Annotated in this window: 20 protein-coding genes, 2 pseudogenes and 1 riboswitch; of the genes and pseudogenes, 12 read left to right on the top strand and 10 right to left on the bottom strand. The window is 74.6% G+C overall.

Annotation, left to right across the window (positions count from 1 at the left end):
- Positions 1-231: 231 nt before the first annotated feature.
- On the top strand, positions 232-1,587 hold the full coding sequence (locus tag AB0F01_RS01505) for a class II 3-deoxy-7-phosphoheptulonate synthase (RefSeq protein WP_362089072.1): 1,356 nt from the start codon (positions 232-234) through the stop codon (positions 1,585-1,587).
- 192 nt (positions 1,588-1,779) lie between these two features.
- On the top strand, positions 1,780-2,007 hold the full coding sequence (locus AB0F01_RS01500; RefSeq protein ID WP_362089071.1) for a (2Fe-2S)-binding protein: 228 nt from the start codon (positions 1,780-1,782) through the stop codon (positions 2,005-2,007).
- A gap of 33 nt (positions 2,008-2,040) precedes the next feature.
- On the opposite strand, the gene bfr is transcribed toward AB0F01_RS01500, so the two are convergent.
- Positions 2,041-2,544, bottom strand: coding sequence for a bacterioferritin (gene bfr / locus AB0F01_RS01495; RefSeq protein WP_362089070.1), 504 nt, complete (start codon positions 2,542-2,544; stop codon positions 2,041-2,043).
- A gap of 180 nt (positions 2,545-2,724) precedes the next feature.
- Here bfr and AB0F01_RS01490 point away from each other — a divergent pair, with 180 nt between their 5' ends.
- On the top strand, positions 2,725-3,372 hold the full coding sequence (locus AB0F01_RS01490) for a sulfite oxidase-like oxidoreductase (RefSeq protein ID WP_362089069.1): 648 nt from the start codon (positions 2,725-2,727) through the stop codon (positions 3,370-3,372).
- Between the two features lie 22 nt (positions 3,373-3,394).
- Here the strand turns inward: AB0F01_RS01490 and AB0F01_RS01485 are convergent, their stop codons facing one another.
- The 5 genes from AB0F01_RS01485 to thiO all read right to left on the bottom strand — a co-directional run bounded on the left by AB0F01_RS01485 (position 3,395) and on the right by thiO (position 8,897).
- Complete coding sequence (locus tag AB0F01_RS01485; protein ID WP_362089068.1) at positions 3,395-4,273, bottom strand: deoxyribonuclease IV; 879 nt, start codon at positions 4,271-4,273, stop codon at positions 3,395-3,397.
- A gap of 133 nt (positions 4,274-4,406) precedes the next feature.
- Positions 4,407-6,362 (bottom strand): Stk1 family PASTA domain-containing Ser/Thr kinase, encoded by a 1,956-nt coding sequence (gene pknB / locus AB0F01_RS01480; protein WP_362089067.1) that lies wholly within the window; start codon positions 6,360-6,362, stop codon positions 4,407-4,409.
- Positions 6,363-6,685: 323 nt separating this feature from the next.
- Complete coding sequence (locus AB0F01_RS01475; protein WP_362089066.1) at positions 6,686-7,480, bottom strand: thiazole synthase; 795 nt, start codon at positions 7,478-7,480, stop codon at positions 6,686-6,688.
- A gap of 2 nt (positions 7,481-7,482) precedes the next feature.
- Entirely contained in the window at positions 7,483-7,695 is a 213-nt protein-coding gene (thiS, locus tag AB0F01_RS01470) for a sulfur carrier protein ThiS (protein WP_362089065.1), read from the bottom strand.
- Positions 7,692-8,897 carry a glycine oxidase ThiO gene (thiO, locus tag AB0F01_RS01465; protein ID WP_362089064.1) on the bottom strand — a complete coding sequence of 402 codons (1,206 nt, stop codon included), beginning with the start codon at positions 8,895-8,897 and terminating at the stop codon, positions 7,692-7,694. The genes thiS and thiO overlap by 4 nt, the downstream gene beginning before the upstream one ends.
- Positions 8,895-9,006: riboswitch (TPP riboswitch) on the bottom strand. It overlaps the preceding gene by 3 nt.
- Before the next feature lie 141 nt (positions 9,007-9,147).
- Here thiO and AB0F01_RS01460 point away from each other — a divergent pair.
- The 5 genes from AB0F01_RS01460 (at position 9,148) to AB0F01_RS01440 (ending at position 14,482) form a co-directional block, all read left to right on the top strand.
- Complete coding sequence (locus AB0F01_RS01460) at positions 9,148-10,389, top strand: FAD-dependent oxidoreductase (protein ID WP_362089063.1); 1,242 nt, start codon at positions 9,148-9,150, stop codon at positions 10,387-10,389.
- A gap of 381 nt (positions 10,390-10,770) precedes the next feature.
- Positions 10,771-11,136 carry an Rv2175c family DNA-binding protein gene (locus tag AB0F01_RS01455; RefSeq protein WP_164332751.1) on the top strand — a complete coding sequence of 122 codons (366 nt, stop codon included), beginning with the start codon at positions 10,771-10,773 and terminating at the stop codon, positions 11,134-11,136.
- Positions 11,137-11,464: 328 nt separating this feature from the next.
- A complete protein-coding gene (thiE, locus tag AB0F01_RS01450) occupies positions 11,465-12,157 on the top strand; it encodes a thiamine phosphate synthase (protein ID WP_362089062.1) in 693 nt (230 codons plus the stop codon).
- Positions 12,158-12,521: 364 nt separating this feature from the next.
- Positions 12,522-13,478: a methylenetetrahydrofolate reductase [NAD(P)H] gene (gene metF / locus AB0F01_RS01445; protein WP_362089061.1), complete on the top strand. Its 957-nt coding sequence runs from the start codon at positions 12,522-12,524 to the stop codon at positions 13,476-13,478.
- A gap of 23 nt (positions 13,479-13,501) precedes the next feature.
- Entirely contained in the window at positions 13,502-14,482 is a 981-nt protein-coding gene (locus AB0F01_RS01440; protein ID WP_362089060.1) for a hypothetical protein, read from the top strand.
- 217 nt (positions 14,483-14,699) lie between these two features.
- On the opposite strand, the gene AB0F01_RS01435 is transcribed toward AB0F01_RS01440, so the two are convergent.
- From AB0F01_RS01435 to AB0F01_RS01420, 4 genes and pseudogenes are all read right to left on the bottom strand, one after another.
- Complete coding sequence (locus AB0F01_RS01435) at positions 14,700-16,217, bottom strand: NAD(P)/FAD-dependent oxidoreductase (protein WP_362089059.1); 1,518 nt, start codon at positions 16,215-16,217, stop codon at positions 14,700-14,702.
- 496 nt (positions 16,218-16,713) lie between these two features.
- On the bottom strand, positions 16,714-17,343 hold the full coding sequence (locus AB0F01_RS01430) for a TetR/AcrR family transcriptional regulator (RefSeq protein ID WP_362089058.1): 630 nt from the start codon (positions 17,341-17,343) through the stop codon (positions 16,714-16,716).
- Positions 17,344-17,378: 35 nt separating this feature from the next.
- Entirely contained in the window at positions 17,379-19,463 is a 2,085-nt protein-coding gene (locus AB0F01_RS01425; protein ID WP_362089057.1) for a YhgE/Pip domain-containing protein, read from the bottom strand.
- A 583-nt stretch (positions 19,464-20,046) separates the two neighbouring features.
- Positions 20,047-20,733 (bottom strand): annotated as a pseudogene (locus AB0F01_RS01420) (ATP-binding cassette domain-containing protein); the annotation flags it as partial.
- A 166-nt stretch (positions 20,734-20,899) separates the two neighbouring features.
- Here AB0F01_RS01420 and AB0F01_RS01415 point away from each other — a divergent pair.
- The 4 genes and pseudogenes from AB0F01_RS01415 to AB0F01_RS01400 all read left to right on the top strand — a co-directional run.
- Positions 20,900-21,505 (top strand): SAV_6107 family HEPN domain-containing protein, encoded by a 606-nt coding sequence (locus AB0F01_RS01415; RefSeq protein WP_362089056.1) that lies wholly within the window; start codon positions 20,900-20,902, stop codon positions 21,503-21,505.
- 498 nt (positions 21,506-22,003) lie between these two features.
- The gene (locus tag AB0F01_RS01410) at positions 22,004-22,921 is read left to right on the top strand and encodes a methyltransferase (RefSeq protein ID WP_362089055.1); all 918 of its coding nucleotides are present in this window, start codon (positions 22,004-22,006) and stop codon (positions 22,919-22,921) included.
- A gap of 291 nt (positions 22,922-23,212) precedes the next feature.
- Positions 23,213-23,617, top strand: coding sequence for a DUF3040 domain-containing protein (locus AB0F01_RS01405; RefSeq protein WP_362089054.1), 405 nt, complete (start codon positions 23,213-23,215; stop codon positions 23,615-23,617).
- A gap of 603 nt (positions 23,618-24,220) precedes the next feature.
- Positions 24,221-24,518 (top strand): annotated as a pseudogene (locus tag AB0F01_RS01400) (homoserine O-acetyltransferase); the annotation flags it as partial.
- Between the last annotated feature and the right edge of the window lie 143 nt (positions 24,519-24,661).

Here is a 24,661-nt window from a genome sequence, read left to right as displayed (position 1 = left end):
GGGAGGCCGGCCGGCCGACGCCGCGAAACGCCGAAGGCCGCCCTCGGGCGGCCTTCGCGGAGTCTGTGCGTACGCGCAGTCAGTGGGCCGCCGGGGGAGCGGTCCACCACCAGGTGAGGTGCGAGTGCGCGAACATGCCGAGCACCTTAGCGCATGTCCGCGGAGCGTACGGTGCGTCTCACTTGCTGGGCATGGCCCGGAGCGGGCGGCTTCACCCCGTAATGTTGAGGCGTGACCGTGAACGCTGATTCCCGAAGTGTCGCCGCTCAGGCGACGTGGCGAGACCTGCCCGCGGCGCAGCAGCCCGAGTACCCGGATGCCCAGGCTCTGCGCGATGTGATCGCCGAGCTCGAAACGTATCCGCCGCTGGTGTTCGCCGGCGAGTGCGACCAGCTGCGTGCCCGGATGGCCGCCGTCGCGCGCGGAGAGGCGTTCCTGCTCCAGGGCGGCGACTGCGCCGAGTCCTTCGACGCCGTGTCCGCCGAGCACATCAGGGCCAAGCTGAAGACGCTGCTCCAGATGGGCGCCGTCCTCACCTACGCCGCCTCCGTGCCCGTGGTGAAGGTCGGCCGTATCGCCGGCCAGTACTCCAAGCCGCGCTCCAAGCCGACCGAGACCCGCGACGGGGTCACCCTGCCGACCTACCGCGGCGACTCCGTCAACGGCTTCGACTTCACCGAGGCGGCCCGCATCCCGGACCCCCAGCGCCTGAAGCGGATGTACCACGCCTCCGCCTCGACGCTGAACCTGGTGCGCGCCTTCACCACCGGCGGCTACGCCGACCTCAGGCAGGTGCACGCCTGGAACCAGGACTTCGTGAAGTCCTCCCCGTCCGGCCAGCGCTACGAGCAGCTGGCCCGCGAGATCGACCAGGCGCTGAACTTCATGCAGGCGTGCGGCGCCGAGCCGGAGGAGTTCAAGACCGTCGAGTTCTTCTCCTCGCACGAGGCGCTGCTGCTCGACTACGAGTCGGCGCTCACCCGCGTCGACTCGCGCACCGGCCACCTGTACGACGTCTCCGCCCACATGGTGTGGATCGGCGAGCGCACCCGGCAGCTGGACCACGCGCACATCGAGTTCGCCTCGAAGATCCGCAACCCGATCGGCATCAAGCTGGGCCCGACCACCACGGCCGAGGAGGCGCTGCAGTACATCGAGCGCCTCGACCCCGACCGGGAGCCCGGCCGGCTGACCTTCATCGTCCGGATGGGCGCGGACAAGATCCGCGACCGGCTCCCGGAGCTGGTCGAGAAGGTCACGGCGTCCGGCGCCACCGTCGCCTGGGTGACCGACCCGATGCACGGCAACACCTTCGAGGCGGCCTCCGGTCACAAGACCCGCCGCTTCGACGACGTGCTCGACGAGGTCAAGGGCTTCTTCGAGGTCCACAAGGAGCTCGGCACGCACCCGGGCGGCATCCACGTGGAGCTGACCGGCGACGACGTCACCGAGTGCGTGGGCGGCGGCGACGAGATCTTCGTCGACGACCTGCACCAGCGCTACGAGACGGCCTGCGACCCCCGGCTCAACCGCAGCCAGTCGCTGGACCTGGCGTTCCTCGTCGCCGAGATGTACCGCGACCAGTAGGCGCCGCACGGGGCCGGTGACCGGCCGTGCCGTGGCGGTGACCACGGGAAAGGGGTGGGGCCCGGATCACATCGATCCGGGCCCCACCCCTCTGTCGCACCCTCCGGAGGACAAGTAAGGTTAGGTTTGCCTCACCGATCCAGGGTCGGCGATGGCACGACCCAGCACTCTCTCGTCGGGAGGTGAACCCGCGTGTTCGTCTGCAGCTGCTTCGGCGTGACCGAGGAGCAAGTGAGGAGCCACGCGGAGGCGGGTGCCTGCACGCCCCGCCAGATCGCCTCGGCCTGCAAGGCGGGCACCGACTGCGGTGGCTGCGTCCGGCGCATCCAGGCACTGCTCGGCCGGGGCGCCTGCCCCCGCAGGCAGCTCGCCGACCAGGGCCGCCCGCCCCTCACCACGGACCTCCCGGACGCCGCGTAGGACCGTCCGGCACGGGCCGGGGGCGAAGCGTCCTCACTTCAGCCCGGGCCCCGGGGCCTCCGGCTGGACCTGCTCGATCACCGTCGACAGGTACAGCGCCTCGCCCAGCTTGTCGATGAGCTCCAGCTGGGTGTCGAGGTAGTCGATGTGCTGCTCCTCGTCGGCGAGGATCGCCTCGAAGATGTTCGCCGACGTGATGTCGTTCTTGCTGCGCATCACCTCCACGCCCCGCCGCAGCCGGTCGATGGCCTCGACCTCGATCTCCCGGTCCGCCTGGAACATCTCGGTCACCGTCTGCCCGACCCGGACGTGGAACAGCCGCTGGTAGTTGGGCAGCCCGTCGAGCAGCAGGATCCGGTCGGTGAGGACCTCGGCGTGGCGCATCTCGTCGAAGGACTCGGCGCGCGTGTACTCGGCGAGCTTCGTCCAGCCCTTGTGGTCCTGCAGCTTCGAGTGCAGGAAGTACTGGTTGATCGCGGTCAGCTCGGCGGTCAGCTGCTCGTTCAGGAATTCGATGACCTCGGGGTCGCCCTGCATGACGGGGTTCCTTCCGCGCGGAGACTGGCAGATGAGGCGCATGATGGCACCGCTTCGGGAAGATCGTCCAGTAAGCCCGCACTTAGTAAGTAAGGCCATGCTTAGCGCGTTTCGTGCCGATTGTCCGTTCCCGCGTGGCCCGGGTCGGGTGCATCAGCCCCGGTCTGTCAGGATGGACACATGGGTCAGCCGGCGGAAAATGAACCGAGGGAGCGGACAGCACACGGAGCCGAACGGCTCGACCTCCCGCCCGGACAGCGCCTGCAGCGCGGCTGGCCGGTCACCCACTACGGGCCCGTCCCCAAGTTCCGGCCGGAACGCTGGGAGTTCCGGGTGTTCGGCGCCACCGCCGACGGCGACAAGCACTGCTGGAACCACGACGAGTTCACGGCCCTGCCGTACACCACGGTCGTCGCCGACCTGCACTGCGTCACCAAGTTCAGCATGCTCGGCGCCGAGTGGGGCGGCATCCCCGCCCGCACCGTGCTGGACCTCGCCCCGCCCGCCCCCGACGTCACCCATGTGATGGCCTGGGCCGAGTACGGCTACAGCGCCAACCTGCGGCTCGCGGACTTCGCCTCCGAGCGCAGCCTGTTCGCCACGCACAAGGACGGCGAACTGCTGACCGCCGAGCACGGCTTCCCGCTGCGGCTGATCGTCCCCCACCTCTACGCCTGGAAGGGCCCGAAGTGGGTGCGCGGCGTCGAGTACATGACCGCCGACCGCCGCGGCTTCTGGGAGGAGCGCGGCTACCACAACATCGGCGACCCCTGGCGGGAACAGCGCTACTCCTACCAGGAGGAACCGGGCGAGGGCCCCGACCTCTGAGGCGGGCGGTCCCCGGAGGGCGTCAGCCGTCCCGGAGCTTCTTCAGCCGCTCCACGTCCGCCGCGTGCCCCTCCTTGCCGCCGGGCGTCTCGATGACCAGCGGCACGCCCTCGGTCGCCGGGTGCGTCATCAGCGCACGAAACGGGTCCTCACCGATGTGCCCGGCGCCGATGTTCGCGTGCCGGTCCTTGTGCGCGCCCACCACGTCCATGGAGTCGTTGGCGTGCACCAGCTTCAGCCGCCCCGGGCCGACCGTGTCCACCAGCAGGTCCAGCGTCCGGTGCATGCCGTCCGGGCCGGTCAGGTCGTGGCCGGCCGCGAAGACGTGGCAGGTGTCCAGGCACACGCCCAGCTTCGGGTGGGCGTCCAGCGCCTCGAAGTACGGCCCGAAGTCCCAGGTCCGCGAACACAGCGAGGACCCCTGCCCCGCCGTCGACTCCAGCAGCAGGAACGGGTCGTCGTCATGGGTCAGCTCGTCGAGCACCGGCAGCAGGTGCTCCCGCACCTGCGCCAGCGCCACCGGCCGCTCCCGGCCGCCGGTCGCGCTGCCGGTGTGCACCACCACGCCCAGCGCCCCGATCTCCCGGCCGCGCCGCAGCGAGTGGCGCAGGGACGCCACGGACCGCTCCACCGTCGCCGGGGTGTGGGAACCGAAGTTGATCAGGTACGGGGCGTGCACGTACGCCGGCAGCGACGCATCGGCGCAGGCGGCCCGGAAGGCCTCGTCCTGGGCCGGGTTGCCGACCGGGGTGGCCCAGCCCCGCGGATTGGCCACGAACACCTGCACGGCCTCCGCGCCCAGGTCACGGGCGTAGGACAGACCGACGGAATGCAGGCCGCCGGCAACCGGCACATGGCCGCCGATCGGGTTGCGGAGGCGGCCGGACGGGTGAGTCTTCACGCCTCCAGGGTGTCATGACGGAGCAGCCGGCCCGGCCCGGGGGCCCGTGCGGCACCGCCGCCGTCGCCACCGGTGCCCCCTCGGGGCGCGCCGTCGGCCGGGGGCGTCCCGGTACCCGGGCGGCCCGGCGGCGTCAGCGGATGCGGATCGTGATGGTCGAGCCCTTGGGCGCCGTGTCGCCGCCCTCCACCGACTGGCCCTTCACCGTGTCGCCGAACAGACCGAGCAGCCCGCGGTCCTCCTTGACCTCGAACCCGGCGCCCGTCAGCTTCTCCTTGGCCTCGTCCACGCTGTCGCCCACGACGTCGGGGACCTCCACCATCTCCGGGCCCTTGGACAGCGTCAGCGTGACCGTGTCGCCCTCGGCGACCTCACGGCCGCCGGCCGGGGACTGCCGGGCGACCTCGCCCGCGTCGTGCTCCGAGGTGACCCGCTCGGCGGCCACCTCGACCACCAGACCGGCCTCCTCCAGCTCCGCGCGCGCGTCGTCCAGCTCGTCGCCGGTCACGTCCGGCACGTCGACCGGGCGGCCCTTGCTCACCGTGAGCGCCACCGCCGAGCCCGCCCGGACCTTGGTGCCCTTGACCGGCTTCGTCGCGATCACCGAGCCGCGCGGCACGTCCTCGCTGAACTCCCGGGTGACCATGCCCGGCTCCAGCCCCTCGTCCTTCAGCAGCGACCGGGCCTCGTCCAGCCGGTACCCGTCCAGGTCGGGCAGCCGGACCGTCTGCGGGCCCTTGGACAGCACCAGCGCCACCGAGTCGTTGCCCCGGATACGGGCGCCCGTCCTCGGGTCCGTGCTGATCACGGTGCCCCGCTCCACGGTGTCGCTGAACTCCTCCTCCACCTGGCCGACGCCCAGCCCGGCGTCCTTCAGCCGGTCCCGGGCCTGCTGCTCGGTCTTGCCCAGCAGCGGCGGGACCTTGGTGAACTGGCCGGAGTTGATGTACCAGACGCCGGTGCCGACGCCCAGCACCAGCAGCACGGCGACGACGACCGCCATCGGGCCGCGCCGCAGCGCCGGAAGGCGCCGGGGCGACGGCGGAAGGGGAGGCGGTGCCTGGAGCCGGCTGGTGCGGTGGTCGGAGCCGGCCCCGCCGCCCTCGGCCCGCCCGTCGCCGTCGTCACCGTCGACCGGCAGCGGGCGCGGGATCGTCAGCGCGCGCGGGATGACACTCGTACGGTCCTCGGCGTTGTCGTGCTCCGCCGACACGGCCTGCGGGGGCACGGCGTCCAGCTGCTCCCCGGTGAGCGCGGCGCGCGCCTCGCGGGTGCGCGCGAGCAGCGCCACCGCGTCGTGCGGGCGGACGCCGGGGGTGCGGGCGGTCGCCGACGCGACCAGCTCGTCCAGCTCGTAGGCCATGCCGGGGACGGTGGCCGACGGCGGCGGCACGTCCTCGTGCAGGTGCTTGTAGAGGATCGTCGCGGGGGAGTCCCCGTCGTGCGGCTTCTCGCCGGTCAGCATCTCGTACAGCAGGATCCCGCACGCGTAGACGTCGACGCGCGGATCGGCGGTGCCGTGCTCGATCTGCTCCGGGGCCAGGTAGGACACCGTGCCGAGCACCGTGCCGGTGGTGTTGGTGACCGTGTCGACCGCCCGGACCAGCCCGAAGTCGGCGACCTTGACCCGGCCGTCGTCCCCGATCAGCACGTTCTCCGGCTTCATGTCCCGGTGCACGAACCCGGCCCGGTGCGCGGCGCCCAGCGCGGCCAGCACCGGCTCCAGGATGTCCAGCGCCGCCCGGGGCTGGAGCGCCCCGCGCTCGCGCAGCACGTCCCGCAGGGTGCAGCCCGCGATGTACTCCATCGCCAGGTAGACGTAGGCCCCGTCGGTGCCCTGGTCGAAGACCTGCACCACGTTCGGGTGGGCCAGCCGGGCGACGGACTTGGCCTCGCGGATGAACCGCTCGACGAAGGAGGCGTCGGCGGCGAGGGCCGGGTGCATCACCTTGAGCGCGAGGACGCGGTCCAGCCGGGTGTCCACGGCCCGGTAGACCGTGGCCATACCGCCGACCGCGATCCGCGCCTCCACGCGATACCGGCCGTCGAGCACCTGCCCGACCAGAGGGTCCTGAAGGGTCGTGTCCACGCAGGTGAGTCTACGAGCCGCCGCCGACACCCCCGCCCGGTCGGCCCCCGATCGGGGCGGGACTGCAGCCGACCTGTGACGCAACGCACGAGAGGGGGCGCGGGCGGGCGGGACCCGGCCGGCCGGACGGCGCCCGTCCGGCTGCGGATGCGGCTGCGGCTGTGGCTGCGGATGCGACGGATACGACGACGGTGACGGCAGCGGCGACGGTGCGTCGGGGCGGGCCGGTGACGGCGGCGGCGACGGTGCGTCGGGGCGGGCCGGTGACGGCGGCGGCGCGTCGGGGCGGGGCGGTGCCGGACGCGCCGGTCGGAACGCGCCGGTCAGAACGCGGGCCGCTCCGGGTCCAGGGCGGCCCGGCCCTCCGTGGGCGAGGACGCCTCCGCGAAGTGACGCCGCGGGATGCGCCCCGCCAGCCGGGCCAGCCGCCCCGCGTCGACCGCGTACCGCATCGCGGCGGCCATCCGCACCGGCTCCTGCGCGCGGGTCACGGCCGAGGCCAGCATCACCCCCGCGCACCCCAGCTCCATCGCCAGCGCCGCGTCGGAGGCCGTCCCCGCCCCCGCGTCCAGGATCACCGGCACGCCCGCCTGCTCCACGATGAGCTGGAAGTTGTGCGGGTTGCGGATGCCCAGACCGGAGCCGATGGGGGAGCCGAGCGGCATGACCGCCGCACAGCCGACGTCCTCCAGCTTCCGCGCCAGCACGGGGTCGTCGTTGGTGTACGGCAGCACCGTGAAACCGTCGTCGACCAGGATCTCCGCCGCGTCCAGCAGCTCGACCGGGTCCGGCAGCAGGGTCCGCTCGTCGGCGATGACCTCCAGCTTGACCAGGTCGGTGCCCAGCGCCTCCCGCGCGAGCCGCGCCGTCAGCACGGCCTCGCCCGCGGTGAAGCAGCCGGCCGTGTTCGGCAGCACCCGGATGCCGAGGCGCTCCAGGACGGACAGCACCGAGCCGTGCACCGAGGGGTCCACCCGGCGCATCGCCACGGTCGTCAGCTCGGTGCCGGAGGCCGTCAGGGCCCGCTCCAGCACGTCGAGGCTGGGAGCCCCTCCGGTGCCCATGATCAGCCGGGAGGTGAGGGTGAGGTCCCCCAGGACGAACGGGTCGTCGGCCATGCTCAGCCTCCCTGCACCGCGGTGAGGACCTCCACCCGGTCCCCCTCCGCGAGGGGGGTGGACGGCCACTGCGCGCGCGGGACGACGGTCTCGTTGACGGCGGCGGCCACCCCGGAGGGCGCCGCGGTGAGCGACCGCACGACGTGGTCGAGCACCGTACCGGGCTCGACCGCGAGGGGGTCGCCGTTGACCGAGATGGTGAGCGGAGGGTTCATGCGGACTGCTCCAGGAGTGCGCCGGCGGCGAACCGCCGGGGGGTGAACGGACGTGCTTCCTCGGGGAGTTCACCGGTGGTCAGGGCGTGCGCGAGGACGTCGCCGGTGATCGGCGTGAGCAGCACCCCGTTGCGGTGGTGGCCGGTGGCCAGCAGCAGGCCGGCCAGGCCGGTCGGGCCGAGGAGCGGCGCGTTGTCGGGGGAGCCGGGGCGCAGCCCGGCCCGTGTCTCGGTGAGCGGCAACTCGGTGATGCCGGGGACCAGTTCGTGCGCGTCGCGCAGCAACTGGTACACCCCGCCCGCGGTGACCGTGGTGTCCCAGCCCACCTCCTCGCTGGTCGCCCCGATCACCAGCTCACCGCTCTCCCGCGGCACCAGGTAGACGTGGCTGCCGCGCACCACGGCGCGGACCGTCCGGTTCAGGAACGGCATGCGCCGCGCGGGCACCGTCAGCCGCAGCACCTCGCCCTTGACGGGCCGGACGGGGGGCCGCACCTCCTCCGGGACCCCCGCGAGCCGGCCGCTGAGGCTGCCCGCCGCGAGCACCACCTGACCGGCGGTCAGCTCCGTGCCGTCGGCGGTGACCACCCCCGTCGCCCGGTCCCGCACCACGGTCAACCGCTCCGCCCACGCGCGGTGCAGCACCACCCCGGCCCGCTCGCACGCGGTCACCAGGGCCGCCGCCAGCAGCCGCGGGTCGATGCCGTGGTCGCCGTCCACCCGCAGCCCGCCCCGCACCCCGGGTGCGAGCATCGGCTCCAGGCGCCGGCACTCCCGTCCGGTCAGCCACTGCGAGTCCAGGCCCGACCGCTCGTGCAGGGCGTGCAGTTCCCGCAGGTGCGCGCGGTCGTCGGCGTCGAGGGCGACCGCCAGGGTGCCGCACCTGCGGTAGCCGAGGTCCTGGCCGGTGGCCTCGGTGAGCTCGGCCGCGAAGTCGGGGTAGCGGTCCGCCGAGGCGAGGTTCAGCCCGAGCAGGGTCTGCTCGCCGTAGTGGAGTTCGGTGACGGCGGCCAGCATGCCGGCGGCCACCCGGGCCGCGCCGCCGCCGGGTTCGGGGTCCACCACGGTCGTGGTCAGCCCGCGCTGCGCGGCCCGCCAGGCAGTCACCAGGCCGATGATGCCGCCGCCGACGACGAGGACGTCGGAGGCCGGTGGGGTGCCCGAGGCGGTCGGTGCGGTCCCCGGGGTGTGTGTGGGCGGCATGGGCGTCCAGCCCCTCCCTTCGCCGGCATGACCCGGATCAGGTACGTACGGTCGGAGGCCGCCAGCCTCCCTCTCAGCCCGGTGCGTCCGGACTCCCGCGAGTGCTTACGGCGGCCACCCTAGTCCCCGGGCCGGCACACCGGCAGGGGGGCCGGTGCGGCGGGCCCGGCGGACGCACGGTCCGCGCTGTGCGGCGGTTCACGGCGCGACCGGACTGACCCGCGCGCCGACCGGTGCCTAAGGTGATCGGGTGAGCGAGCAGACGCAGGAATCCGCACCGTCCGACGCGCGCCGGGTGGTGGTGGCGGGCGCCGGCATGGCGGGGGTGCAGACCGCGGTCGCCCTGCGCGAGCAGGGCTTCACCGGCCCGGTGACCCTGATCGGCGCCGAACCCCACCAGCCGTACGACCGGCCGCCGTTGTCCAAGGCGGTGCTGCTCGGCAAGGCCGAGGACTCCGCCTTCGACGTCGACTTCGAGGACCTGGACATCGGACTGCGGCTCGGCTGCGAGGTCCTCGGCCTGCGCCCCGCCGACCGGGTGCTCGACACGGAGGCCGGGCCCGTCCCCTACGACGTCCTGGTGGTCGCCACCGGGGCCGAACCGGTCCGGCTGCCCGGCACCGAGGGCGTGCCCGGCGTCCATCTGCTGCGCACCCTGGACGACGCCGCCCGGCTCCGGCCGCTGCTGGCCGAGAAGCACGACGTGGTGGTGGTCGGCGCGGGCTGGATCGGCGCCGAGTTCGCCACCGCCGCCCGTGAGGCGGGCTGCGCGGTCACCGTCGTCGAGGCGGCCGGCCTGCCCCTCGCGGACGCCCTTCCGGCCGAGGTGGCCGCGCCGATGGCCGCCTGGTACGCCGACGCCGGCGTGGAGCTGCGGACGCGCACCCGGGTGCGGGGCGCCGAGCCGGGGGCCGTCCTGCTCGACGACGGCACACGGCTGCCCGCGGGCGCGGTGGTCGTCGGCATCGGCGCCCGCCCGGCCACCGGCTGGCTGACCGGCACGGGGGTCGAACTGGGAGAGCACGGCGAGGTCGTCGCCGACCGCCACCTGCGGACGTCCGCGCCGTCCGTGTACGCCGTCGGGGACTGCGCGTCCTTCCCCTCGGGGCGGTACGGCGGGCGCCTGCTGGTGCACCACTGGGACAACGCCCTCCAGGGGCCGCGCACGGTGGCCGCGAACATCCTCCGGGAGGCGACCGGCGGGGAGCCCGCCGTCTACGACCCGGTGCCGTACTTCTGGTCCGAGCAGTTCGGACGCTTCGTCCAATATGCGGGACACCACGCGGACGCCGACCGGACCGTCTGGCGTGGCGACCCCGCCGACCCGGCCTGGACCGTCTGCTGGCTGCGGGACGGGCGCCTGGTCGCGCTGCTGGCGGTGGGACGCCCGCGCGACCTCGCCCAGGGGCGCAGGCTGATCGAGGCGGGCACCCCGGTCGACCCTGACCTGCTGGCCGACCCGGCGCGCCCGCTGAAGTCGGCGACGCGGTGACGGGAGGGCGCGCGGGGGGCGGGCGGATCCGGGTGCGGGGGAGCGGGCGCCGGGGGCGGTCCGGCCGGGGTGTGACGGTGACGTGACGGACGTTGGACGGCCGCTGGACGGGAGCCGGTGCGGCCGGTGTGGCACGTGCGGCCGGTGTGACACGTGCTGCGGGTGGGGCAGTGGGGCGGGTACTGCGGGCGGGGTGCCCGGGCGGCGTGCGGGGCGGCGCCCGGTTGCCGGTGCGCGCGCCGGTGCCCGTGCCGGGGGCCGTGCCCGGCGGGGTTCCACGCGCCGGGCGGGCGCGCGGGCGGGCCGGGGCGCGACGCGCCCGTCGGCCCAGGTGGGCGGGCCCGGCTTCCGACTGTCGGTGCCGGGTGGCACGCTTGTACCGTGACCGAGATTGACGCAAACATCGATGCTCTCGTCCCCGCCTGGCTCACCCTCCCCGACATCGCCGAGAAGCTCGGCGTCGAGGTGACGCGCGTCCGGCAGCTGGTCAAGGAGGGCCAGCTCATCGCCGTCCGCCGTGGTGAGAACCGCGCGCTGCACGTCCCCGCCGCCTTCATCGACGGGGACAAGGTCGTCAAGGGCCTCGTCGGCACCCTGACGCTCCTGCGGGACGACGGTTTCACGGTCGAAGAGATGCTGGAGTGGCTCTTCACCCCCGACCCCAGCCTGCCGGGCACGCCCGCGCAGGCGCTGAGCGAGAACCGCGGCACGGAGGTGAAGCGCCGCGCCCAGGCGCTCGCCGTCTGACCCACCCGCACCGTCCGCCGGCCGGGCCGTCCCGGCCGGCGCCCGGCGAGCCGCCCGGAGCGGCCCGCCGGGACCCGGCACCGGCCCCGCGCCGGGCGGGCCCCTGCGGCACCGGCCTTCTGCCCCGCACCGGCCCCCCGCCACGCGCCGGGTGACGGGCCCGTACGGCCGCGGCACCGCGCGGCCGGGCCGGCACGCGCCGGGGCGCGGCGCCACGGTGGCGCCGCCGCACCACCACACCGCCACGCCCTGCACCGCCGCCGCACCCGACACCCGCTGATACCGCAGACACCGAGGCCCGCCGCCCGGGCCCTGGGGGGAGCACCACATGCCCGACGCCACCGCCGACTCCGCTCCGGCCGCCGCCGCCACCGCCCGGAGGCGTCTCGCCGACGCCCGCCTGTACCTGTGCACCGACGCCCGCACGCGACAGGGGGACCTCCCGCAGTTCCTGGACGCCGTCCTGGCGGGTGGCGTCGACATCGTGCAGCTGCGGGACAAGGGGATGGAGGCGGCCGAGGAGCTGGAGCACCTCGCCGTCCTCGCCGAGGCGTGCGCGCGGCACGGCAAGCTGCTCGCGGTGAACGACCGCGCCGACGTGGCCCACGCCGCCGGTGCCGACGTCCTCCACCTCGGCCAGGGCGACCTCCCGGTGCCCGCCGCCCGCGCGATCCTCGGGCCGGACACCCTGATCGGCCGCTCCACCCACGCCCCGTCCGAGGCCGCCGCGGCGGCCGTCCAGCAGGGCGTGGACTACTTCTGCACCGGCCCCTGCTGGCCCACCCCGACCAAGCCGGGCCGCCACGCCCCCGGTCTCGACCTGGTCCGCTACGCGGCCGGCCTCGGCGCGGAGCGCCCCTGGTTCGCCATCGGCGGCATCGACCTCGACAACCTCGACGAGGTCCTGGACGCGGGGGCCCGCCGGGTCGTCGTGGTCCGCGCGCTCACCGAGGCGGACGACCCGGGCGCGGCGGCGGCCGAGTTCGCGAAGCGGCTCCGGCAGGCGTCGGCCGGAGACTGAGCGGCGCACCGGGTCGACGTCGGCCGCAACCGGGGGCGGCGGGAACCGCTGGTCGCACACGGCCGATGAGACGGACACGGCGGATGAGACGGACACGGCGGATGAGACGGACACGGCGGATGAGACGGACACGCCGGATGCAGCGGATGCCACGGATGTAGCGGACGTGACGGGCAAGGCGGGCGCAAGGGTGCGAAGCAGGCGGCGCGCACGGCGCGCACGGCGCCGGTCGGCGTGCCGTCCCGGGCGCGGAATGACCCCGTTTCGTCTCAGGGGTGTCCAAAAGGCGGACAGCAAGGCGGCAATTCCGGCAAATCTCCCCCATCCGGTTGGGGGAGAGACGGGCCCTGGCTAACCTGCCGGTATGGCCCTCGGAACCGCATCCACCAGGACCGACCGCGCACGCACCGTGCGTGACATGCTCGCCGGTGGCAAGACCACGTACTCCTTCGAGTTCTCGGCGCCGAAAACCCCCAAGGGCCAGCGGAACCTCTGGAGCGCGCTGCGCCGCGTCGAGGCCGTCGCCCCCGACTTCGTGTCCGTGACCTACGGCGCCGGCGGCTCCACCCGCGCGGGCACCGTGCACGAGACCGAGCAGATCGTCGCCGACACCACCCTCACCCCCGTCGCCCACCTGACCGCCGTCGACCACTCCGTCGCCGAGCTGCGCAACATCATCGGCCAGTACGCCGACGCCGGGATCCGCAACATGCTCGCGGTGCGCGGCGACCCGCCCGGGGATCCGATGGGCGACTGGATCCCGCACCCGCAGGGCCTGACCTACGCCGCCGAACTCGTCCGGCTCATCAAGGAGTCGGGCGACTTCTGCGTGGGCGTCGCCGCCTTCCCGGAGATGCACCCGCGCTCGGCCGACTGGGACACCGACGTCGCGCACTTCGTCGACAAGTGCCGGGCCGGCGCCGACTACGCGATCACGCAGATGTTCTTCCAGCCGGAGTCCTATCTGCGGCTGCGTGACCGAGTCGACGCCGCGGGCTGTGAGACCCCGGTGATTCCCGAGGTCATGCCGGTGACCAGCGTGAAGATGCTGGAACGGTTGCCGAAGCTCAGCAACGCCGTGTTCCCCGAGGCCCTGAAAGAGCGCATCCTCACAGCCAAGGACGATCCGGCGGCGGTACGCTCCATTGGCATCGAGTACGCCACGGAGTTCTGCGCGCGCCTTCTGGCCGAGGGAGTGCCCGGACTGCACTTCATCACGCTCAACAACTCCACGGCGACGCTGGAAATCTACGAGAACCTGGGCCTGCACCACGCACCGCGGGCCTGGACCGGCCGCACCGGTGTACGACACACTGCGTAGCGGCCACTGGGAGAGGGGCGTACATGGGCTGGACGGTCCTCTACATCGCGTTCGGCATCGTCGCGCTGTGGTTGCTCGGCGAGGTGCTGCTGCAGTACAAGGCGCGACTGCGCTGGCGGCTGCTCGCCTTCGGCGGGTTCCTCGGCGTGGTCGTCGGTGTGCTGATCCCGTCGGTGGTCGTCATCGGCCTGGGCGCCGCCGCCTTCGCGATCGGGCAGACCTACGTCACGCTGTCCTTCCGCCGCGGCTTCGCGGAGGGCTGGGCGGTCAACGCGCCGGGGCTGGCCGCCGTCAAGGGCCGCCGCGGTGACCGCGAGGAGCCGACCCTGGAGGTCTCCGACCTCGACGAGACGTCCGAGGCGTCCGAGACCTCCGAGCCGGCGTACCCCGACGCGTCCGCCGACCGCCGCCGGGACGATGCCTACGGTCATGACGACGCCTACGGCCAGGACGACGACTACGGCCGCGACGACGTGTTCACCCCCGCCCGCCCCTCGGCCGCCGAGACCACCACGGTCTACGAGCCGCAGCCCATGCCCGACGACACCGGCTCCTACGGCACCTACGGCGACACCGGCGGGTACGCCGTGCCCCACCAGGACTCCTCCCAGGACCCCTACCAGGACCAGTACGCGACCGCGGCCCAGGGCTACTCCTACGACTACTCGGGCTACGGCCAGCAGCAGGGCTACGACACCACCGGGCAGCAGCAGTACGCCGCCTACTCCGACCCGTACATCGGCAACGCGAGCTACGGCGGGACCTCCTACGACACCGGCTACACCGAGGCCCAGAACTACGGCCAGCAGGGCTACGGCCAGGACGCCTACGCGGCCGGCTACGGCGGCGAGACCCCGGCCGGCGGGCTCTGGGTGCCGCAGCAGCGCACCGACGACACCTACGGCGGCGATCTCCCGCCCGAGCAGTCCTACCCCTACCAGGGCGACCAGCAGGTCCCCGGCAACGGCCAGGGCAACGGCTACGACGAGCAGTATCGTTACTGAGACGAGCAGTATCGTTACCGAGCGGAGGCCCGCGTGACGGCCACCGCATGAGGGCCACCGCGTGACGGGCCCCGCGTGACGGCCTCCCGTGATCAGGCGATCAGGCCCGCATGAGCGCCCGGTCCGCCGCGTGGCGCCCCCGGGCGCGGGCCAGGTGGCACCCCGGGCTCGGCGCCGCCCGGTGCGGGCGGGGCACCCGGAGCCCCGAGCCCGGCGGTCACTGCGATCCGCGGAAGTCCGGGCCCTCCACGATCAGCCCGGCGACCAGGGCGCCCGACATCCCGGCGTGCGGCAGACCGCCCCCCGGGTGGGACCAGCCGCCGACCGTGAACAAGCCCGGCAGACGCGTGGTGTTGGGCGCGTGCAGCAGCCGCCCGCCGGCCGCCGCCAGGGCGGGCACCGGCACCGCTCCGCCCTCCGCCCCTGTCTCCGCCTCGACGTCGGCCGGAGTGCGCACCTCGTGCCACAGCAGGCGGTCGCGGAGCCCGGGAACGGCCCGCTCCGCGGCCTCGATCAGCCGCCCGGCCCCCGCGGCGACGTCCTGCGCGTCCTCTCCGCGCCACCCGTCGGGCGGCACCGGCACGACCGCGGACACCGTGACCGCCTCGTGGTCCGCGTCCGGGACGAGGGCGGGGTCGTCCGGCCGCAGCACGGTGACCGTCGGGCGGGCGGGCAGCCGGGGCCGGTCCCCGAACAGGGCCGCGGCCTCCGCCTCGCGGTCCTCCGCGTGCACGACCGTGCGGTGCGCGGTGCCCTCCGGGCGCCCGCCGCGCAAGGCCAGCAGCACCGTGAGCCGGCTCGCCGCCGTGCGCAGGGCCGGGGGCTCGCCGTCCCCGCGCACCGCGGTGTCCCCGCACAGCCGGTCCAGCACGCCGGGGGCCGTACCGGCGACCACGAACTCCGCGTCCTCGGCGCTGCCGTCGGCGAGCTCCACGCCCGCGGCCCGGCCGTCCTTCTCCCGCACCCGGGCCACCTCGGAGCCGAAGCGGAACTCCACCCCGCGCGCCCGGCACCGTTCGTGCACCGCGCGGGCCAGCTCCCGCAGCCCGCCCCGCACGTACCACATGCCGAAGGCGTGCTCCATGTACGGCAGCACCGCCGCGTTGGCCGGGGTGGTCCGCGGGTCCAGGCCGAGGGCGAGCACATGGCTCTCCAGCAGGGCGACCAGCCGGGGGTCGCGCAGCTCCCAGGCGCCGACCTCGGCGAGGGTGCGCGCGGTGCGGGTGCGCAGCAGCCGGCGGTGCGGCACGGCCGGGTAGGGCTCACGCTCGGCCAGTACCTGCCAGTTCGGCCACAGGGGCTCCTCCAGCAGCGGGCGCCGGGTCCGGTCCCACGCCTCCCGGGCCCGCACCAGGAAGTCGCCCCAGCGCCGGCTCGCGGTCGGGCCGAGGGCGCCGTCCAGAGCGGCGACCACGCCCGCGCGCGAGGCGTTGGGCAGCGCGACGACCGTGCCGTCCGCGAACACGTGCCGGGACGAGGGGTCGACCTGCACCAGTTCGACGCACTCCTCCAACGGCTCCCGGCCCGTCTTCAGGAACAGGTCGCGGTACACCGCGGGCAGCGGGAGCAGACCGGGCCCGGTGTCGAAGCGGAACCCGTCCCGCTCCCGGCTGCGCAGCGCGCCGCCATAGGTCTCCGTCCGCTCGTACACCGTCACCTGGTGGCCCGCCACGGCCAGCCGGGCGGCAGCCCCCATCGCGCCCATCCCGGCGCCGATCACCGCAATCCGTGCCATGGCAGGGACTGTATCCGGCGGCACCGGCCGGGCCCGGCCCGAGTACCGGCACTCCGGGCCACCCGCCACCCGGCGGCCGGCCCGGGGGGTGCGGGCGCGGTGGCCCAGCGGTGAGTACCCGTACTCAGGCGCCCGGATGAGTACCCGCGCGGATGGGCCCGGACCCCCGTGGACGGCAGAGTGGGGGTCACGGAGAGGGGGGCGCGGCTCCGGCACCGGCGACACGGGGCGCCGGAACGGAGGCGGCCCCCGGTCCGCTCCTTCCGCCGGCGGACGTCGGCGGGAGCGAGGCACGGGGGAGCCCGGGGGAGCGCCGCACGGGGCTCCGACGGGGGGACGCACGGGGGAGCAGGGAAGGCGCCGGTCAACGGCGGTGGCCCGCGGGGGACGCGGCCACCGCCGGACCGGCGCCTTCGTTCACGTGCGCCTTCGTTCACGTGCGCCTTCGTTCACGTGCGCCTTCGTTCACGGGCCGCCGCCGGGTCGGCGGCGCCGCTCACCGGCAGCCGCTCACCCGGCCCTGGAGCAGCCGGGACAGCGCGGCGTGCACGTCGTCCAGGGAGCGCTCGGCCTGGAAGGACTTCCAGTCCAGCGCGGCCACCAGCACCATCCCGACCAGTGCCGCCGCCGTCAGCGGGACGTCGATCTCCTCGCTCAGCTCGCCGCGTTCCACGCCCTCCCGCAGCACCCCCTCGACGACCGCGACGGCCTGCTGGCGCACCACCATCAGCGTGGACTGCCACGCCCGGTTGGTGCGCCACAGCTCCGCCACGTACAGCTGGGTGAAGGCCGGGTAGCGGTCGATGAAGACCAGTCCCGCGCGGACCATGGCGTCCAGGGCGTCGACCGCGGAGCCGCCCGCCCCGGCCGTGCGCTCGGCCGCCTCCCTCAGCGAGGCGGTCAGGAGACCCACCCCGTGCCGCAACAGTTCCTCGAACAGGACCGACTTGCTGGCGAAGTTGTAGTACACCGTGCCCTTGGCCACCCCCGCCCGCTCGGCGATCTCGTCCACGGTGGTGGCGGAGAAGCCCTGTTCGGCGATGAGGGTGACGGCCGCCTCGTAGAGTCTCTGCCGGGTGGCCTCGCGCCGGGCGCTGCCGCCCGTCGCGGCGCTGCTGCTTTCCATGGCCCCGATTGTCACAGCACCGCCCGCCCGCCCGGTCACAGGCTCAGCTCCGGGTGCAGCTTGTCCAGGGTCCACACCTGGCGGCGACGGGCCGACAGGGCGGTCAGCGCCAGCGCGCCGAGGGTGAACGCCGCCAGCACCGCGCACGCCTGCCACACCGGCCCGAGACCGCCGCCGGTGATGAGCCGCCGCAGCGCCTCCACGACGTAGCTCATCGGCAGGAACGGGTGCAGCGCCTCGAAGAAGCCGGGACTGGTCTGCACGGGGTACGTGCCGCCCGCCGACGTCAGCTGGAGCATCAGCAGTGCCAGCACCAGGATCCGGCCGGCCGCGCCGAACCGGGCGTTCAGCCACTGCACGATCGCCGCGAAGCACGCCGTCACCAGGCACAGGAAGGCCACCGTCCCGGCCGCCCGGACCATCTGCAGCCCGATCGCCCAGTGCAGCACCGCCATCAGCGCTCCCGTCTGGAGCACCCCGACGGCCACCACCGGCAGCCAGCCCGCCAGCGCGATCCGCCACGCGGAGGCACCCGCCGCCAGCGCCCGCCGGTTCATCGGCGCGATCAGCATGTACGCCACCATCGCGCCCACCCACAGCGACAGCGGGATGAAGTAGGGGGCGAAACCGGTGCCGTAGTTGGGCGCCTTGTGCAGGTCGCGGGAGACCAGCTTCACCGGGTCGGCCATCACCTCGGTGCGCAGGTCGCGCTCCTCGGCGTCGTAGTCCGGGATGCGTTCGGCACCGTCGTGCAGCCCGCCCGCCAGTTCGCCGGAGCCGTCGACCAGCTTGTAGATGCCGCCGTTCAGGTCGTCGGCGCCGGTGCCGAGCTTGCCGATGCCCTTGTCGAGCCCCGTCGCGCCCGTCCCGGCCCGGCCCAGCGCCTCGTGCAGCTTCTTCAGGCCGGACGCCACCTTCCCGGCGCCCTCGTCCAGGGCGTTGACCCGGGTGACCGCGTCGTCCAGGTCCTCGGACAGGTTCGGCGCGCGCTCGGCGAGCGTCCCGGCCTGCTTCTCCAGGGTGCCCAGCTTCGTGTCCAGCTTCTTCAGTTCCTCGCGGTTGCCGGTGACGAGCGCGCCGACGTCCTCGGCGACACCGGCCGCGTCCGCCGCCGCGTCCTTCGCCTTCCCCAGGTCGGCGCAGGCGGCGTCCGGTTCCTCCGCCTCCTCGCAGCGGGTGCGGTGCACGCCGTCGAGGGCGGTGGAGGCGGTGCGGGCCTCCTCGGCGGCCCCCGGGGCGCGCTTCTGGAGGGCGTCGAGGTCGTCCCGGAGCTTGCCGGCCGACTCCGCGACCAGCCGCGCCGTGGCCCCGATGGCCTTCTCGTTCTTCTCCAGGACCGGCCCCACCGTGGTCTCCATCGCGTTCACCCGGTCGGACAGGGCCCCCGTGCCGTCGGCGACCTTGCGGGAGCCGTCCTTGAGGCGGCCCGCGGCCTTGTCGAGGTCCTCCAGGCCCTTGGCCAGCTTGCCGCTGACCCCCTTGGCGTCGGTGAGACCGTCCGCGAGGTCCTTGGAACCCTTCTCCGCCTTGCCGATGCCGCCCTTCAGCTCGTCGGCACCCTTGGCGGCCTCCTCCGTGCGGCCGTGGATGTCGGAGAACGAGACGAAGATCTTGTCCAGGAAGGAGCGGGAGGTCTTCGTCGACGCGGCCTGGCGGACCTCGCCGAACACCGTGCGGGAGATCTGCCCGACGATGTAGTTGTTGGCGTCGTTGGTGCGCACCTGGAGGGCGCCGGTCTCCGGCGTGTCTCCCGAACTGGAGGCGATGCGGCGGCTGAAGTCCGCGGGCATGGTCAACGACAGGTAGTACGTGCCGTCCTCGACACCGCGGCGCGCCTCCTCGGCGCTCACCTCGCGCCAGTCGAAGGTGCCGCTGTCGTGCAGCCCGTCCGCGATGTCGTCGCCCGCGGTGATCCGCTTCCCGTCCGCCGTCGCCCCCTCGTCGTCGTTGACCAGCGCCACCGGGATGCGGTCCAGACGGTCGTACGGGTCCCAGAACGACCACAGGTACAGGGCGCCGTAGAGCAACGGCAGCACCATCAGGGCGACCAGCGCGGCCCGCGGCAGCTTGCCCCGGCCGAACCGCCGGAGCTCAAGAGCGGCCAGTTTCGGCGAACGCATCGGTCGCCCCCTCCTTCGTGTCGTGGTGCGCGGCGGGCGTCTCCCGCGCCGTCCGCGCGCGCTCCGCGGAGCGTCCGTTCCGCGCCCCGGACCGGCGGCCCGGCCGTCCCGCGTCCCGTTCGCGGTCCGGCAGCGCCTCCGCGCGGCCCGTGCCGACCGCGCGGCCCGTACCGACCGTGCGGCTGGCGCGGCCCGCGGGCGCCGCGGGTACGGACCCGTCGTCGCCGGTGACCGGGGCGGAGGCGGAGCCGACCGCGGAACCTTCCTCGTCGGCCGCGGAATCGGCGTCCGCCGCGGAACCTCCCCCGGCGGCCCCGGTGCCGGCCCCGGGCTCGTGGTCCGAAGTGCTCGCGGGCTCGTCCGCAGTGCTCCCGGGCTCGTCGTCCGCGGTGCTCGCGGGCTCGTCGTCCGAAGCGGCCCTCGAACCGTCGTCCGCAGTGGCGTCGGACCCGCCGGCCGGAGTGGACCCCGATCCGGACCCCGACGCGGCCTCGGCCTCGGCTACGGGCTCGTCCTGCGGGACGGCGGCGCCGGACCGTGCGTCGTCCACGGCGGCGCCGGACCCGGTGTCGACGCCGGCGTCCGTCCGGACGCGGACCGCGTCGTCGGGGGACTCGCTGCACACCGCCACGACTGTGGTGCCGGAGGCGGTGAGCGACCTGAACAGGTCCCAGACCTCCGCCCGTTCGGCGGACGACAGCTTCAGGTCGACGTCGTCCACGGCGAGCAGCGCCGGCCCGCCGAGCAGTGCCAGGGCCACGGAGAGGCGCAGCGCCTCCACCCGCTCCAGGTCCCGTACGGCCGTCCGGAGGCCCTTGGGAAGGGCGTCCACGTCCAGCCCGGCCGATTCCAGCGCGGCGGCGACCCGCCGCTTCTCCTCCCCGGCCCGTGCGCCGCGCGGACGCAGCCACGCCGACAGCGCGTCGCCGAAGCGGCGCTGGAGCAGGGCCCGTTCCCGCAGGTGCTCCCCGACGGTCAGCGCCGGGTCGAGGTCCGTCACACCCGTGACGTGCGCGAGCGCGCTGATCCGGCGCACCGCGGCCATCCGCTTCGGCAGGTCGAACCCGCCGACGGCCGCCCGGCCCGCCGAAGGCCGCATCCGCCCGGTGAGCGCCAGCAGCAGGCAGGTGCGCCCCGAACCGGACGGTCCCTCCACCGCGATCAGCGAACCCGGTTCCGCGTCGACCGAGACACCGCGGAACGCCCAGCCCCGCGGTCCCTTCAGGCCGAAGTCGCGGGCCGCCACGGCGGCTCCGCCCTGACCGTCCACTCATGCCCCCACGTTTTGAACTGACTGGTCAGTGCAAAAACTAGCCCGAACGCTCGCTCGAAGCAAAACCGCAGGTCAGAACGGATTGTCAGTGCCATACCTCACGATGTGTCATACGGCGTCCCGTCTCGGGGCGTGCCGTCATGAAGACGACAGGAGGTTCGTCATGGCCCACTCGTCCGCAGCAGCCGCCCGTCGGCGCCGCGCAGCCGGCCCTGCACCCTCACTGACCGGCCCGGCGAGCGACGTCCACCCCGTGCTGCGCCGCGCCGCGGCCCCGCCCGCCGCCCTCGATCTGCTCGCCCAGGCCCGTGCCGGACTCGACGAGGCCACCGCCCTGGAGACCCCCAACGAGCGCTACGCGACGGCCCACCTCGCCGCCCTCCGCACCGCCGCCGCCGTGCTCGCCGCCCGGGGCCGGCCGGAGACCTCGCCCCGGGCGCGGGCGAAGATCAGGAGCGCCTGGGAAGTGCTCCCCGAGATAGCGCCGGAACTCACCGAGTGGAGCGCGCTGTTCGCGTCCGGGGCCCGGCGCCGCGCCCGGGCCGAGGCGGGCATCAGGGGTGCGGCGACCGACCGGGACGCCGACGACCTCATACGGGACGCGACGGCGTTCCTGCGCCTGGTGGAGCGGATGCTCGTCCTGCAGCCGGTCCTGCCGCAGCCCCGCCCCGACGCCGACCGGACCGGCACGGATGTTCAGCGCGCCGGCCGCCCGCAGGGCCCGGACCCGGGCGGCGACGCCGACCGGGACCTGCCCGATGCCGGCTGACCACCACGGCGGCGACCGACCGCCGGCCGTCGAGGGGTCGGTCGGCCGGTAGGGGGGGCGACTGAGCCCCACGGGGCCGGCCGGCAGCTGACCGCCACGGGGGCGGTGGACCGTCACGGGGGTGGTTGACCGTCAGGGGTCGGCCGGTGTGAGCCATCGGGCCGGCTGATCCGCAGCGGGACCGGACGGCCGGCGGGAACGGCACCCCGTCCTGCCCGCCCCGCCGCCGCTGCCGCACCGCTGCCGTTCCCGCCCTCCCGTCCTGCCACCCTGCCGCCCCGCCACGCGTCCCGCCCCGCTGCTCCGTCCCGCGCCGCCCGCCGTCACGGTCCCGCTCGGACGGGACCGTGACGGCGCTGGCAGGTGACCGGATCCCGTGGTCGAGGCAATAGGGTGGAAGGCGCCTGAACCCCGCCCGCCCCGATGTCCCGGGCCGGGCGGCCGTCCGATCCGCCCCGCCCGAGGATGAAGGCGGTGCCGCGCCGAGGAGCAACTGCCGTGCCGGACCCGATGCGCCCGTCCGCCCCCCACTCCCACCCGCAGACGACGTCGCCGCGCCCGGAACCCTCCCGGTCCCGTGCCGCCCTGCGGACCGCCGTGGTCTGGGAGGTCCTCCAGGAGGCCCTCCAGGCCCGGGTGAAGGCGACCGGCCGGCCGGTCCTGGACGTCCTCGACGCCGGCGGCGGCAGCGGTAATTTCGCCGTCCCCCTGGCCCGCCTCGGTCACCGGGTGACCGTCGTCGACCCCAGCCCCAACGCCCTGTTCGCCCTGGAACGCCGCGCCGCCGAGGCCGACGTAGCCGACCGGGTCCAGGGCCGTCAGGGCGACGCCCACGGCCTCTTCGACGTGGCCGAGCGCGGCGGTTACGACGTGGTGCTCTGTCACGGAGTCCTGGAGTACGTCGACGACCCCGCCCACGGCCTGCGCAACGCGGTGGCCGCGCTGCGCCCCGGCGGCGTGCTCAGCCTGCTCGCCGCAGGGCTCGGCGGTGCCGTCATCGCCCGCGCCCTGGCCGGGCACTTCTCGGAGGCCCACCAGGCCCTCGGCGACCCCGACGGCCGGTGGGGCGACGGCGACCCCATGCCCCGCCGCTTCACCGCCGCCCAGCTCACCGCGCTCGCCGAGGGCGCCGGGCTGCGGGTCGCCGCCGTGCACGGCGTGCGCGTCTTCGGCGACCTCGTCCCCGGCGCGCTCGTGGACACCGAGCCCGGCGCGCTGGACGCGCTGCTCCGGCTGGAGGCCGCGGCGGCTGAGCTGGCCGCCTTCCACGCCGTGGCCACCCAGCTCCACGTGCTGGGCGAGGCGGACGGGGGCAACGGGACGGCGGGGGACACCGGGGCCACCGGGGCTGCGGGGGACACGGGGGCCGACGGGGCCACGGAGGCTCGTGCGGCCACCGAGGCCACCGGGGACTGAGTCGTCCGGGGTGACGAGCCGCTGATCAGGGGCTCGTAGGAAACCCCGCGCGCGCATGGAGTGCGCCACAGGCCCCCCGAATGGCGGCTGGGCGCCGTATGATCGAAGGAGACCGCCCCGGCATGACGGGACGGCCGCCGGGGAATAGGAGCCTCAGCGAGCCGGGACGTTCATGGCGGGTTCCGGTTGGCCCATTGGCGTAGAGGGGCGGGTTTCACGGGGGCGATTCCCTGCCTATCCTGTAGGGACCCCCCGGGTCGCCCCCGGCGACTGCACGATGAGGAGGACTCCGTGCCGCTCTCGGAGCACGAGCAGCGCATGCTCGAGCAGATGGAGCGAGCGCTGTACGCCGAAGATCCCAAGTTCGCGTCGGCGCTCGAGGGAAGCGGGCTGCGTACGTACACCCGGCGGCGGGTCTACCAGGCGGTCGTGGGCTTCCTCGTGGGTATTGCGCTCCTCATGGCCGGTATGGTCGCCCAGCAGGTCTGGCTCAGTGTGGTGGGGTTCCTCGTCATGCTGGGCTGCGCGGTTCTCGCCGTGACCGGCTGGCGCAAGGCGCCCAAGCCCGGCGAGCAACAGACCGCCGGCGCGCCGGGCGTCCCGCAGGCGGGCCGTCAAGGCCGGCAGCGACGCTCGATGATGAACCGGATTGAGGAGCGCTGGCAGCGCCGCCGTGACGAACAGGGTGGCCAGTAGGCCAGGCCGCCCGGATGTTCCACCGGCATCGCGCAGCCGCCGGCCCGAACAGCTGAAGACAGCGAGCAGGGGGTGACCGCCCGGACGGCGGCCACCCCCTGCCGCACGCCCTGACCCCGCAGGCTCCCTCACCGAGCCCGCGGGGTCTTCCGACGCCCGGCCCCGCCCACCCCGCCCTGTCGTGCCCACACGCCCCGTCATGCCCTGTCTGCTCCGTCAATCAGTGTCGTCCCGCCCGGTCCGCAGACGGCCACAGCGGTCACAGCGGCCCGTCCGGCTCAGGGGACCCGGCCGGCTCTCAGGGACCCGGTAGGCCATGCCGCCTCACTGGTCCCCCGCCTCACCGGTTCCGCCTCCTGCTCACCGCCCCGGTGCACGCGGTCGTGGGGTGTCGGGTCGGGTGGGCTCGACGGCGGGTCTCGGGGGACCTCTGGCAGGGCGGGCCCACCCCACCGGCCTTGGGTGGGGCGGTCCGGTCGGGAAGCGGCCGGGAGGCGGTCAGGCTGAGCGGATCCCACCGTGACTGCCACGGTGAGCGCACCCTGGGGGACCACGGTGCGCGGGGTGGCAGTCCGGCGGGGCGGCGGGCACGAGTGGGATGGCCCGGACGGCTCGAACGCCGTGCTGGTGCTGCACGCCCTCACCGGTGACAGCCACGCGGCCGGACCCGCCGGGCCCGGTCATCCCTCGCCGGGCCGGTGGGCCGGCCTGATCGGGCCGGGACGGGCGCTCGACACGGACCGCTGGTTCGTGGTCGCCCCGAACGTGCTGAGCGGGTGCCAGGGCGGCACCGGACCGGCCTCGCCGCGCCCGGCGGGGAGCGCCCCTGGGGCGGCGCGTTGCCGCGTTCCCCTACCTGACCGTGCGGGACCAGAACGCCGCCGAGGCGTCGCCGGCCGACGGACCCCGCGCCGCAGGGCAGCTACCGCGAGGCCGCCGCGGATGGGGCACCCCAGCCGTCGGCGCCCGACACCCGGCCCCCGACACCCGAAGTCCGGCCCCCGACACCCGCCCCGTGACGCCGACCGCCCCATGACGCCGAAA

Origin of the sequence: Streptomyces sp. NPDC029526 (genome assembly GCF_040637405.1) — a bacterium.
In the GTDB taxonomy this organism is placed as follows: Bacteria; Actinomycetota; Actinomycetes; order Streptomycetales; family Streptomycetaceae; genus Streptomyces.
The sequence above is the reverse complement of the archived record's forward strand: the minus strand, read 5'-3'. Positions and strand labels throughout refer to the sequence as shown.

Bases quoted from the DNA above. Each gene is read 5' to 3' on its own strand.
- AB0F01_RS01415 (WP_362089056.1), top strand. From the start codon at position 20,900: ATGGCCCACTCGTCCGCAGCAGCCGCCCGTCGGCGCCGCGCAGCCGGC.
- thiE (WP_362089062.1), top strand. From the start codon at position 11,465: ATGCCCGACGCCACCGCCGACTCCGCTCCGGCCGCCGCCGCCACCGCC.
- AB0F01_RS01435 (WP_362089059.1), bottom strand. From the start codon at position 16,217: ATGGCACGGATTGCGGTGATCGGCGCCGGGATGGGCGCGATGGGGGCT.
- AB0F01_RS01490 (WP_362089069.1), top strand. From the start codon at position 2,725: ATGGGTCAGCCGGCGGAAAATGAACCGAGGGAGCGGACAGCACACGGA.
- thiS (WP_362089065.1), bottom strand. From the start codon at position 7,695: ATGAACCCTCCGCTCACCATCTCGGTCAACGGCGACCCCCTCGCGGTC.
- thiO (WP_362089064.1), bottom strand. From the start codon at position 8,897: ATGCCGCCCACACACACCCCGGGGACCGCACCGACCGCCTCGGGCACC.
- AB0F01_RS01430 (WP_362089058.1), bottom strand. From the start codon at position 17,343: ATGGAAAGCAGCAGCGCCGCGACGGGCGGCAGCGCCCGGCGCGAGGCC.
- AB0F01_RS01440 (WP_362089060.1), top strand. From the start codon at position 13,502: ATGGGCTGGACGGTCCTCTACATCGCGTTCGGCATCGTCGCGCTGTGG.
- metF (WP_362089061.1), top strand. From the start codon at position 12,522: ATGGCCCTCGGAACCGCATCCACCAGGACCGACCGCGCACGCACCGTG.
- AB0F01_RS01475 (WP_362089066.1), bottom strand. From the start codon at position 7,480: ATGGCCGACGACCCGTTCGTCCTGGGGGACCTCACCCTCACCTCCCGG.
- bfr (WP_362089070.1), bottom strand. From the start codon at position 2,544: ATGCAGGGCGACCCCGAGGTCATCGAATTCCTGAACGAGCAGCTGACC.
- AB0F01_RS01425 (WP_362089057.1), bottom strand. From the start codon at position 19,463: ATGCGTTCGCCGAAACTGGCCGCTCTTGAGCTCCGGCGGTTCGGCCGG.